Origin of the sequence: Bradyrhizobium sp. CCBAU 45389 (assembly GCF_028128625.1) — a bacterium.
GTDB classification, from domain to species: Bacteria; Pseudomonadota; Alphaproteobacteria; order Rhizobiales; family Xanthobacteraceae; genus Bradyrhizobium; species Bradyrhizobium liaoningense_B.
This window is the reverse complement of record NZ_LBIY01000099.1, coordinates 552453-564080: the sequence shown is the minus strand read 5'-3', so window position 1 is coordinate 564080 and position 11628 is coordinate 552453. Positions and strand designations below refer to the sequence as shown.

10 protein-coding genes are annotated in these 11628 nt (G+C 65.0%); 8 read left to right on the top strand and 2 right to left on the bottom strand.

Annotated elements, in window-relative coordinates:
• Positions 1 to 6 precede the first annotated feature (6 nt).
• A complete protein-coding gene (locus XH79_RS41840; protein WP_271585513.1) occupies positions 7 to 1533 on the bottom strand; it encodes a hypothetical protein in 1527 nt (508 codons plus the stop codon).
• Between the two features lie 195 nt (positions 1534 to 1728).
• Here XH79_RS41840 and XH79_RS41835 point away from each other — a divergent pair, with 195 nt between their 5' ends.
• From XH79_RS41835 to XH79_RS41800, 8 genes are all read left to right on the top strand, one after another.
• The gene (locus XH79_RS41835; protein ID WP_271585512.1) at positions 1729 to 3078 is read left to right on the top strand and encodes an ABC transporter substrate-binding protein; all 1350 of its coding nucleotides are present in this window, start codon (positions 1729 to 1731) and stop codon (positions 3076 to 3078) included.
• A gap of 75 nt (positions 3079 to 3153) precedes the next feature.
• A complete protein-coding gene (locus XH79_RS41830; RefSeq protein ID WP_271585511.1) occupies positions 3154 to 4032 on the top strand; it encodes an ABC transporter permease in 879 nt (292 codons plus the stop codon).
• Entirely contained in the window at positions 4029 to 4919 is an 891-nt protein-coding gene (locus XH79_RS41825) for an ABC transporter permease (protein WP_212339886.1), read from the top strand. Before XH79_RS41830 ends, XH79_RS41825 begins: the two co-directional genes overlap by 4 nt.
• 7 nt (positions 4920 to 4926) lie before the next feature.
• Positions 4927 to 6033 (top strand): ABC transporter ATP-binding protein, encoded by a 1107-nt coding sequence (locus tag XH79_RS41820; protein ID WP_271585510.1) that lies wholly within the window; start codon positions 4927 to 4929, stop codon positions 6031 to 6033.
• Between the two features lie 22 nt (positions 6034 to 6055).
• The gene (locus XH79_RS41815; protein WP_271585509.1) at positions 6056 to 6547 is read left to right on the top strand and encodes a (2Fe-2S)-binding protein; all 492 of its coding nucleotides are present in this window, start codon (positions 6056 to 6058) and stop codon (positions 6545 to 6547) included.
• Between the two features lie 2 nt (positions 6548 to 6549).
• Positions 6550 to 8937: a xanthine dehydrogenase family protein molybdopterin-binding subunit gene (locus XH79_RS41810; protein WP_271585508.1), complete on the top strand. Its 2388-nt coding sequence runs from the start codon at positions 6550 to 6552 to the stop codon at positions 8935 to 8937.
• Positions 8938 to 8948: 11 nt separating this feature from the next.
• On the top strand, positions 8949 to 9746 hold the full coding sequence (locus tag XH79_RS41805) for an FAD binding domain-containing protein (protein WP_271585507.1): 798 nt from the start codon (positions 8949 to 8951) through the stop codon (positions 9744 to 9746).
• A gap of 16 nt (positions 9747 to 9762) precedes the next feature.
• Positions 9763 to 11253 (top strand): amidase, encoded by a 1491-nt coding sequence (locus XH79_RS41800; protein WP_271585506.1) that lies wholly within the window; start codon positions 9763 to 9765, stop codon positions 11251 to 11253.
• 41 nt (positions 11254 to 11294) lie between these two features.
• Here XH79_RS41800 and XH79_RS41795 read toward each other — a convergent pair whose 3' ends face one another.
• Positions 11295 to 11591 carry a hypothetical protein gene (locus XH79_RS41795; protein ID WP_212339880.1) on the bottom strand — a complete coding sequence of 99 codons (297 nt, stop codon included), beginning with the start codon at positions 11589 to 11591 and terminating at the stop codon, positions 11295 to 11297.
• Between the last annotated feature and the right edge of the window lie 37 nt (positions 11592 to 11628).

Here is an 11628-nt window from a genome sequence, read left to right as displayed (position 1 = left end):
CTTGCTTCAGCGACAGGCCGCGGCGTCCGGCATCACCAGGAAGGTGATGCTGGCGGGCGGCAGCCGGAGCCGGCCCGCCGGCGCGGGACGCCCCTGAAGGCGCGGCAGGCCGTCGTTGGCGGCCAATTCGAGGGGCTCGCCATTCAATCGGACCGTCGTGCTTTGCAGGCGATCGGCTTGCAGCGTGTAGCGCTCGGCCGGGCCTGTCAGCGTCACGAATTGCGGTGTTTTCCGCGACGTATTGATGAGGAGCACGGACACGGCGCCCTTGGTCGCGGGATGACAATGCGCGTAGATGTGAAAGTCGGGCATCGATGGAGTCTCCGCCTCGAGCACGGTCGTGCCCATCAGGCGCCGCCACAGCAGGGCGGCCCAATAGTTCGGTCTTGGACGAAACGATTGCTCGTCGAGCAGGCCGTAGTCGCTGGCCGCGAGCGTGTTGTGCATCACCACCTGCACGCCGGCTCTCGCCAGACGGCCGAGCTGGTCGAGATAGCGGAAGGTGTCGAGGAAGGTCGCATCCCAGGGATTGCCGCCGCAGGCAGCGTCCGCCGTTTCCGTCAGCCAGATCGGCTTGTCCGGCTCGAACGCGTCGCGCAGCGCGCGGTAGACGGCGAGCGTGGCGTCAGTGCGGGCCAGCCACTCCTCCGACAGCGCCTGCAACGGATCGTCATGGACACCGCAGCGGGGCGAGAGCGTGTTGTAATGGTGATAGGAGAAGCGATCGACACTGGGACCGGATGCGGCAAGCAGGTCGCGTGTGGTGATGCCCGAGCCGGACGGTGATGGTGCATCGCCGATCGAGCCCGGGCCGAGGATCAGTGTCTCCGGCGCGCTGCGTCGCATCCAGTCGCGGAAGATCCTGAAGTCGCGGCCATAAGCCTCCGCGTCATATCCCGGCGGCGCGCCGTTGTTCGCTGCAAGCGTCGGCTCGTTCATGAACTCGGCGGCGGCGATGCGGCCGCCGAGCGAGCGTGTCGCATCGATGAGGCGCTGCGCCTGGTCCGGCATCCACGCGCCATTTGCGTCGCGGCTGCCGGGGCTGACCGCAAAGGACGTCACGATCTCCGCATCGGCCGCGCGGGCGAAGTCGATGACGCCGCGCCATTGCGCGCGGGTGAGCACGGTGTTGAAGCCGGCAGGCGCAGAGGCCGGCGCGTGCTCGGTATCCGCAACATAGGTTGCGTTGGCCCAGGTGCCGCTGATGCGGATATAGGCCGGCGACAGCGCCGCTGCGAGCTTGCGAAGGCGAGTGTTGGCGAGATCGATCGGAGGCCTGCCGCTGTAGCGATCGCGCTGCATCCGGCCTTCCGCGTAAGGTTTCCAGAAACGTCCGCCCGTCACCTCCACCATCTCGACATTGTAGGATTGGAAGCGCGAGTCGACTGTGCCGATCGCCTTCATGCGCGACGGCGCGATCACGACTTCGCTCGCGCATGCTGTGCGACTTGTCGCCGCGACGAGCAACGCGACGCCGATCACGTGCGCGATGCGGACGTTGCCGCATCGTCCAGTCGCCGTCCTTGTATGCACGTCCTGACGCCTTCTTATGCGCGCTGCCAAAAGCCAATGCAGCGGTCTGACCCATTAGCCGCGTTTATATCGCGAATTTTTACTTCCAATTTTACTTCGCAAAATCTCAGCCATAGCCTCACGCGCAACTGATCACATCCGCAGCCGATCAGCGGCGATCGGGGCGAGCGTTCATCGTAACCAATGAGGGTTGCCATGTCTGACAGGATTAAGGGGACGTCCACTTCCGATCCGGCGGGAACGGAAGCGACACTTACGAAAAAGCTGAGCCGGCGCACGCTGTTGAAGGGGGCGGCCGCAATTGCGGGCGCGGCCGCAGGGTCGGACGCGATCCGCGGTTTCCCGACCATCTGGGCGCAGGAGATCAAGGACATCGAGCTGCGCCATGTCGGCGTGTCCTATTCGGTGGTGAAGGCGATCGGCGACCAGGCGGCCAAGGATCTCGGCTTCAAGGTGACGATGCAGAACCTCGACACCTCCGCCGCCATCAACCGCTTCATAAGCCAGCCTAATACGGTCGACATCGCCGATCTTGAGGGCTGGCAGGCCAAGCTGGCGGCGAAACGCGGCGTGATCCAGGGCATCGAGGTCAAGAAGGTCAAGGAGTTCGACAACATCCTGCCGATCTTCACCAAGGGCGAGATCGACGGCCACAAGATCCCGCGCCAGGGCATTTCGCCCTATGAAGCCATGTACATCGCCAAGCCCGACGCGACCGACCTCAATGACGGCGTCACCGAATGGGCGACCTTCCTGCCGCAGGTCTACAACGCCGACTCCATCGGCTATCGCCCCGACCTCGTCGGCCATGAAGTGACCGAGTGGAAGGACCTGATCGATCCAAAATTCAAGGGCAAGGCCGCGATCCTCGACGTGCCCGCGATCGGCATCATGGACGCGGCGCTCTGCTTCGAGAGCGCCGGGCTGATCAAGTACGGCAACAAGGGCAACATGACCAAGGAGGAGATCGATTTCACCTGCAACAAGCTGATCGAGCTGAAGAAGCAGGGCCAGTTCCGTGCGACCTGGACCACCTTCGACCAGTCGGTGCAGCTGATGGCGGCGGGCGAGGTCATCATCCAGTCGATGTGGTCGCCGGCGGTCGCCGCCGTCCGCGTCAAGGAAATTCCCTGCGTCTACGCGCCCGTCAACGTCAAGAACGGCAAGGAAGGCTACCGAGGCTGGTGCAACGGCATGGGCCTGATGAAGCACCTCACCGGCAAGAAGCTCGACGCGGCCTATGAATATCTCAACTGGTACCTGTCGGGCTGGCAGGGCGGCTTCGTCGCACGCTACGGCTATTACAGCCCGGTGCCCTCGACTGCGAAGAAATTCCTCACCCCGGCCGAATGGGCATTCTGGTACGAGGGCCAGCCCGCGCCCGAGGTGGTCAACGATCCCTATGGCGTTGCGATGGAGAAGGCCGGCACCAAGCGTGACGGCGGCTCGTTCCTCGACCGCGTCAAGAACATCTCCTGCTGGAACACGCTGATGGACGAGGCCGCCTACATGAACAAGCGCTGGAACGACTTCAAGGTGGCCTGAAACCTGCTTTCCCTGAAAATGCGCCGGCGCGGCGACGCGCCGGCGGATGAGATCGACGTCGAGGCGTTCGCTGACATGCAGCCGAGTCCAACTCCATCGCGATCCAACCTGGCCGGCTGGCTCTATGTCTCGCCGCTGGTCCTGGTGCTCGTGCCGTTCTTCGTGGCGCCGATCCTGGTGGTGCTGGCGGCGAGCTTCTTCGCCACCGACGGGTTTGGCGGGCTCACACCCGGCTTCACGCTGGCGAGCTATGTCGAGGTGCTTCATTCGGCGCTGACGCTGAAGCTGTATCTCGCGACGATCAAGTTCACGGTGCTGACCTGGATCTTCACGCTGATCATCGGCTTCTTCGTCGCCTACTTCCTGGTGTTTCACGTCCGCAACCAGCTGCTCGCGATCGGCCTGTTCCTCCTGTGCACGGTACCGTTCTGGACTTCGAACATCATCCGGATGATTTCCTGGATTCCGCTGCTCGGCAAGGAGGGCCTGATCAACCAGGCGCTGCTGGCGACGGGCGTGATCCGTCAGCCGCTGGAGGTGCTGCTGTTCTCCGATCTCGCGGTGGTCATCGCCTACGTCCACCAACTCACGATCTTCATGATCGTGCCGATCTTCAACTCCATGGCGCGGATCGACAAGAAGCTGATCGAGGCCGCGATCGACGCCGGCGCCAGTCGCTTCGACATCATGCGCCTGATCGTGGCGCCGATGTCCAAGAGCGGCATCGCGCTCGGCACCATCTTCGTGGTCTCGATCGTGATGGGCGACTTCTTCGTGGTCAAGGTGATGTCCGGCGGCGGTTCGGCCTCGGTGGTCAGCGCGTTCTACGAGGACGTCGGCGTGCTGCAATATCCGACTGCGGCCGCGAGCGCCGTGCTGCTGACGCTGGTGCTGGTTGCGATCGTCTCACTGATCCTGCGCACCGTCGATGTCAGGCAGGAGATCACGCGATGAGCGCGGTTCTCGCCGACATGCCGGAGACGATTGCCCCTGCAACCAGCAAGGCGATCGCGCCGAGCAAGGGCGGAAGGCCTTGGACGTTCTACGTGCTGGCGACGCTGTTTGCGGCTTATGTGCTCGCGCTCTACGGCCCGATGTTCTGCATCTATATCCTGTCGTTCCAGGACATCCGCGGCGGCCTCGTCTTCCCGATGAAGGGCCAGTCGCTGCACTGGTTCGTCGATCTTTTCACCCAGGTGCGGACCGGCGACGTCAAGGGCTCGTTCGACCGCTCGATCAAGCTCGCGGTCATCGTCACCATCATCACGGTGGTGGTGTCGTTCCTCGCCGGCCTTGGTTTCCGCCGGCGGTTTCGCGGCGACACATTCGTCTTCTACATGATGATCGGCAGCCTGGTCGCGCCCGGCCTCGTGCTCGGTCTCGGCACGGGGCTTCTGTTCCAGGCGCTCGGCCTGAATGCGAGCTGGTACACCTCGGCGCTGGGCGCGCAGCTGTCCTGGACGCTGCCGTTCGGCGTGCTGGTGATGTTCGCGGTGATGTCGCGCTTCAATCACGTCTGGGAAGAGGCGGCCTACGATCTCGGCGCCAGCCGCTGGCAGTCGATCCGTCTGGTGATGATCCCGGTGCTGGCGCCCGGCCTGGTCGCGGTCGCGCTGTTCGGTTTCACGCTGTCCTATGACGAGTTCGCCCGCAGCCTGCAGACGGCGGGCTCGCTGAACACGCTGCCGCTGGAGATCTGGAGCATGACGCTGAACGTCACCTCGCCCTCGCTCTACGCGCTGGGCACGGTGACCACCATCGTCTCCTTCATCGTCATCGGTGCCAGCCTCGGCACCATCGTGCTGATCCAGAAGAAGCGCGGCAGCAGGTCCAAAGGTTGAGCTGGGAATGAAGAACGATCGCGGCGATATCGAACTGGCAGGCGTCTGCAAGAGCTTTGACGGCGTCACCAATGTGGTTGACGGCGTCAATCTGAAGATCGCGGACGGTGCCTATTGCTGCTTCATCGGCCCCTCCGGCTGCGGCAAGACCACGATTTTGCGCATGATCGCCGGCCATGAGGACCCGACCGCAGGCGAGATCGTGATCGGCGGCCAGAATGTCGTCGGGCTCGCGCCGGTGCAGCGCCGCACCGCGATGATGTTCCAGTCCTACGCGTTGTTCCCGCATCTGACCGTGCGCGAGAACATCGCCTTTGCCTTGCGCGTGCGAGGTCAGTCCAAGGCGGATCGTCTGCGCGCGGCCGACGCCATGATCGAGAAGGTGCGGTTGACGCAGTTCGCCGACCGCCTGCCGGCGCAGCTCTCCGGCGGCCAGCAGCAGCGCGTGGCGCTGGCGCGGGCCGCGATCACCGAGCCGCGCGTGCTGCTGCTCGACGAGCCGCTGTCGGCGCTCGACGAGCAGCTCCGCGTCCAGATGCGCCAGGAGCTCAGGCGGATGCAGCAGGAGCTCGGCATCACCTTCATCCACGTCACCCACACCCAGCTCGAGGCGATCGCGCTCGCCGACCTCGTCGTGGTGATGGAGCAGGGCAGGATCAAGCAGGCTGGTGCGGCGCGCGAGGTCTACGCCCATCCGCACGACCGCTATGTCGCGGAGTTCATGGGTGGGCAGAACGTGCTCTCGGGCCGCGTCGAGAAGGTCAACGGCGCGAGCTTCACGCTTGCACAGGCGGCGCCATCGGGCATCGAGGTGCCGCTTCAGGCCCGCCCGACCGTCAGCATCGGCGACAAGGTCGATATCGCCGTGCGCCGCGACGACGTGGCGCTGGTGAGGCCCGGCAGGGAGCTGCCGCCCGGCTGCACCACATCGCTGCCAAGCCGGGTGCTCGCGATCGAATACCAGGGCTATTTCGTCAAGGTCATGCTCGACACCGTGCCCGACGACGAGTTCGTCGCTTACGTGCCGGAAAAGACCTTCTTCGCGGATCCTTTCACCGTCGGCGATGTCGTGATGGCCACATGGGCCACCGGCAGCGCACTTCCACTCGCCTGAAGACCTCATCGCGCACAGGAGTATGACCGTGCAGATATCCTTTACCCTCAACGGCCGGCCAACCACCGTGGACGTCGAGCCCGCAACGCTCGTCGCCGAGCTCCTGCGCGAGCAGCTCAATCTCACCGGCACGCATATCGGCTGCGATACCAGCCAGTGCGGCGCCTGCGTGGTGCACCTCGACGGTCTTCCTGTGAAGAGCTGCACCTTGCTTGCCCCCGCACTCGATGGCGCGAGCCTGCTCACCATCGAAGGTCTGCAAGGCGCGCCGGGCTCGAACCAAATGCATCCGATGCAGGAAGCGTTTCGCGAGCATCACGGCCTGCAATGCGGCTTCTGCACGCCCGGCATGCTGATGACGGCCGTGGCAATGGCCACCGAGAAGCCGAACCTGACGGAGGCCGATGTCCGCCACGGCCTCGAAGGCAATATCTGCCGCTGCACCGGCTACCAGAACATCGTCGTCTCGGTCATGGCCGGCGCTGCCGCCATGCACGCCGCCAAGGGAGAGTGACCATGGGCAATGTGATCGGCATCGGCGCCGCCCCGAAGCGGAAAGAGGACCAGCGCTTCCTCACCGGCCGCGGCAATTACGTCTCCGACATCAAGCGCCCGGGCATGACATCAGGCGTGTTCGTGCGCTCGCCGCACGGCCACGCGGTGCTGCGCGGCATCGACAAGAGCGCGGCGCTGGCTTCGCCCGGCGTTATTGCCGTCCTGACCGGCGACGATGTCGCCGACGATGCGCTGGGCTCGCTGCCCTGCGGCTGGGGCATCACCGACGCCAAGGGCGTGCCGATGAAGGAGCCGCCGTTCCCGATGCTGGCGCAGGACAAGGTGCGCTTCGTCGGCGACATGGTGGCCTTCGTCATCGCCGAGACGCCGGAGCAGGCGAATGCCGGGGCCGAACTCTTGAAGATCGATTACGAGGTGCTGCCCTCCGTGGTCGGCGTGCTCGAAGCTGTCAGGCCAGATGCGCCGCAATTGTTCGATGACGTGCCGAACAACATCTGCTGCGACTGGGAGCTTGGCGACAAGGCCGCGGTCGAAGCCGCCTTCAAGAAGGCGGCGCATGTTGCAAAGCTCAGTCTCGTCAACAACCGCCTGATCGGCAACCCCATGGAGCCGCGGGCGGCGATCGCCGAATACGAGCCGGGCACCGATCGCTTCACGCTGTGGACCACCAGCCAGTTCCCGCATGTCGTGCGCTTTTTGATGGGCGCGCTGGTGCTGAACATTCCCCAGCACAAGCTGCGCGTGGTCGCGCCCGATGTCGGCGGCGGCTTCGGCGTCAAGCAGTTCCATTACGGCGAGGAAGCCGTGATCACCTGGGCCGCCAAGCGCGTGAGGCGGCCGGTGAAATGGGTGGCGAGTCGTTCAGAAGGCTATGTCTCCGATCGTCACGGCCGCGATCACGTCACCGAGGCCGAGCTTGCGCTGGATGAGACCGGAAAATTCCTCGCCTTCCGCGTCAACACGCTCGCCAATATGGGCGGCTATCTCTCGACCTTCGGGCCGAACATCCCGACCAATCTCTACGGCCCCTTGCTCGGCGGCGTCTACACCACGCCGGCGATCTACTGCAATGTGAAGGTCGTCTTCACCAACACCGTGCCGGTCGACGCCTATCGCGGCGCGGGCCGGCCCGAGGCGACTTTCGTGCTGGAGCGCATCGTCGATGTCGCAGCCGCCGAAATGGGCATTGACCGCGTCGAGATCCGCCGCCGCAATATGATCCCGAAGGAAGCCTATCCGTACCAGACGCCGGTGCTGGTGCAGTACGATTCCGGCGATCCCATGGGCTGTCTCGACGGCGCGCTGGTCGCGGCCGACGTCAAGAACTTTGGCGTGCGCAAGGCCGCGTCAGCGAGCAAGGGCAGGTTCCGCGGGCTCGGTTACTCCACCTATGTCGAGGCCTGCGGCCTTGCGCCCTCTCGCTTTGCAGGACGGCTGGGGGCGCGCGGTGGCCTCTATGAGAGCGCCACGGTGCGTGTGCATCCGACCGGCCAGGTGACGGTGATGATCGGCACCCACAATCACGGCCAGGGTCACGAGACGACCTTCGCACAGATCGTCTCGGACAAGCTCGGCGTCGCCTTCGAGAATGTCGATATCGTGTTCGGCGACACCGACCGGGTGCAGTTCGGGATGGGCACGTACGGCTCGCGCTCGCTGGTGGTCGGCGGCGCCGCGCTGTCGAAGGCGACCGACAAGGTGATCGTCAAGGGCAAGAAGATCGCCGCGCATCTGCTCGAAGCGTCCGAGGGCGACATCCAATTCGAGGCCGGCAAGTTTTCCGTCGCCGGCACCGACCGCATCAAGTCCTTCGAGGAGATCGCGGGCGCGGCCTATGTGCCGCACAATTATCCGCTCGAGGTGCTGGAGCCGGGGCTGGAGGAGCAGGCCTATTACGACCCCGTCAACTTCACCTATCCCGGCGGCTGCCATATTGCCGAGGTCGAGGTCGACCCCGAGACGGGTACGGTGACGCTGGTCAATTACACCGCGGTCGACGACGTCGGCACGGTCATCAACCCCATGATCGTCGAGGGCCAGCTGCATGGCGGCATCGTGCAGGGCGTCGGCCAGGCGCTGTTCGAGAACGCGGTCTATGACGAAGGTTCCGGCCAGCTTCTGTCGGGGTCGCTGATGGACTACTGCATGCCGCGCGCCGACCATCTGCCGATGATGAAGGTCGCGACGCATTCGACGCTGTGCACGCACACGCCGATGGGCGTGAAGGGCTGCGGCGAGGTCGGCACCATCGGCTCGCCCGCCGCCGTCATCAATGCCGTGGTCGACGCGCTCTCGCATCTCGGCGTCACCCATGTCGACATGCCGGCGACGCCAAACCGGATCTGGCGCTTGCTGCAAAACGCGTCGCTGCCGGTCGCCGCGGAATAGGGAGGACAACAATGAAACCGTTTGCCTATCATCAGCCGGACCAGATTCCGGACGCGGCCAAGCTCCTGACCTCGATCGAGGACAGCAAGCTCGTTGCCGGCGGCATGACGCTGATCCCGACGCTGAAGCAGCGGCTGGCCAATCCGCCTGCGCTGGTCGACCTGTCCAAGCTCGGAAGCCTCAAGGGCATCACCGACGACGGCGCCACCATCACCATTGGCGCGATGACGCCGCATGCGGTGGTCGCAGCTTCGAAGGTGGTCCAGACGAAAATCCCGGGGCTCGCTGCGCTGGCCTCGATGATCGGCGATCCCGCCGTGCGCAGCCGCGGCACCATCGGCGGCTCGGTCGCCAACAACGATCCGGCAGCGGACTACCCCGCCGGCGTGCTCGGTCTCGGCGCGACTGTCGTTACCAGCACGCGGGAAATCGCTGCCGACAAGTTCTTCCTCGGCCTGTTCGAGACCGCGCTTGAGCCGGGCGAGATCATCACCGCGATCCGCTTTCCCGTGTCGCTCAAGGCCGGCTACGCAAAGTTCAAGGCGCCGGCATCGCGCTATGCGCTGGTCGGCGTGTTCGTCGCGAAATTCGCCGATGGTGTTCGCGTCGCCGTCACCGGCGCGGGACCAGGCGTGTTCCGCGTGCCGCCGATGGAGGCGGCGCTGTCGGGCAATTTCGATCCCTCCGCGATCGCGGCGATCAAGATCGATAATGACGGCCTCACCTCCGACATCCACGCCGAAGCCGATTACCGGGCGCATCTCGTCACGGTGATGGCCAAGCGCGCCGTCGACGCGGCGCTCAGCTAATTCCTTAGGGTTGATGATGACTGATGGTTCCGGCCGAACGGCCTTCCCGCCGGCGCCGACTGGTCTTGGCGCGCTCTCTGTGACCGAGATCATGGCCGGCTACCGGCGCAAGGCGTTTACCCCGCGCGATGTCGTCGACGACACCATCGCCGCGCTTCAGGCGACCAACGAGGCCTGCAACGCCGTGGTGACGCCGATGTACGAGCAGGCGAGGGCGGAGGCCGACCGTCTCACGAAGGAGATGCGTGCGGGCGAAGCCAAGGGGGCGCTTGCCGGCGTGCCTGTCACGATCAAGGATCTCGTCTTCGTCGCGGGCGTGCCGGCCTATGGTGGTTCGCCGATGAACAAGACGTTCGTGCCCGACGTCGATGCCGCCGTGGTCTCGGCGCTGAAGGCGTCCGGTGCGATCATCACCTGCAAGACCACCACCTGCGAGTCCGGCTACAAGCTGACGGCCGACAGCCCGGTCACCGGCACGACCCGCAATCCCTGGAATCCAGGCCGTACCAGCGGCGGGTCGAGCGGCGGCGCGGCAGCCGGCGTTGCCGCCGGCTGCGGCCCCATCGCAATCGGTACCGACGGCGTCGGCTCGATCCGGGTGCCATCGTCCTTCTGCGGCGTGTTCGGCCTCAAGCCGACCTTTGGCCTCGTCCCGCGCTCGCCTGGTTTCGCGCCACCGTCCTGGGCCTCGCTCGCGCACACCGGACCGATCACGCGCACCGTTGCGGATGCTGCGCTGACGCTGGAGATCATCGCCGGCTACGACATGCGCGATGCCGCGAGCCTGCCCGTGCCATCCCGTCGCTTCGACACCAACGCTGCGGGGTTGAACGGCATTCGCATCGGTGCCAGCGCCGATCTCGGCTACGCCGCGATCAGTCCCGATGTGCGCGCGGCGTTCAACAAAGCGATTGCCGTTCTCGATTCCTGCGGCGCGCAGGTCACCATGGATGGTCCGGCTCTCGATCCCGGTATTCTGGAGCACACGCTGAAGCCGATTGCTTTCACCGAGCAGGCTGCTGCCGTCGCGACCAAAACGGCGGCAGATCTCGCAAGCTCCGAGGCTGACTATCGGGATGTCATCACGGCCGGCCGTCACTACAGCGGCACGGACTATATCGAGGCCGGCTACCGGCGCGGCCAGGCGCGCAATGCATTCCTGAAACTGTTCGAGCGCGTCGATGCGCTGGTGACGCCGACCGTCGCGGTGACCGCGTTCGAGGCCGGGCAGATCGGTGTCGGCTCGATCGACGGCCGCGAGGTGGACTCGCATCTCGGCTGGTCGCCCTTCACCTGGCCGATCAATCTCGCCGGTCTTCCGGCCGCGACGCTGCCCTGCGGCTTTGACAGTGATGGCCTTCCGATCGGCCTGCAGATCGTCGCGCCCTGGCTCGACGAGCCCACCATCTTCCGCATCGCCGCGGCGTTCGAAGCGGCGCAGCCTTGGTCGAAATTCTGGCCGTCGCTGGCGTTGCGCGAGCAAAGCCCGGCGCACGTCAGGGCGTGACGGTGCTTGCGCAGGTCGCTGACGAGGAGTCTTGCGGGCATCTACGCAGCAGATTCTATATTCACCAAGACTTCTCCGGCGATGATCTCGGGATCGCCAAGATCGAGGTCGTGCAAGCTTGCTCGAACGAATTCCAGCACCTTGGCGTTCGCCGCATTCGCGCTTTCGCGGTCCTCAAATATCATCACGGCGACACCAACGCCTTCACCCCCGTCCAACACATAATAAGACTTGAAGCCGCGCGACTCTCTCAGGATCTGACCGACGCCGCTTTTGGCGCGGCGGGCAGCATCCGCGACCGAACGAACCTTGGTGTATTTTCGAATGAATATGAACATCGGGCCATCCCCTTGCGTCTCGGTTCCTGCCCCGCGC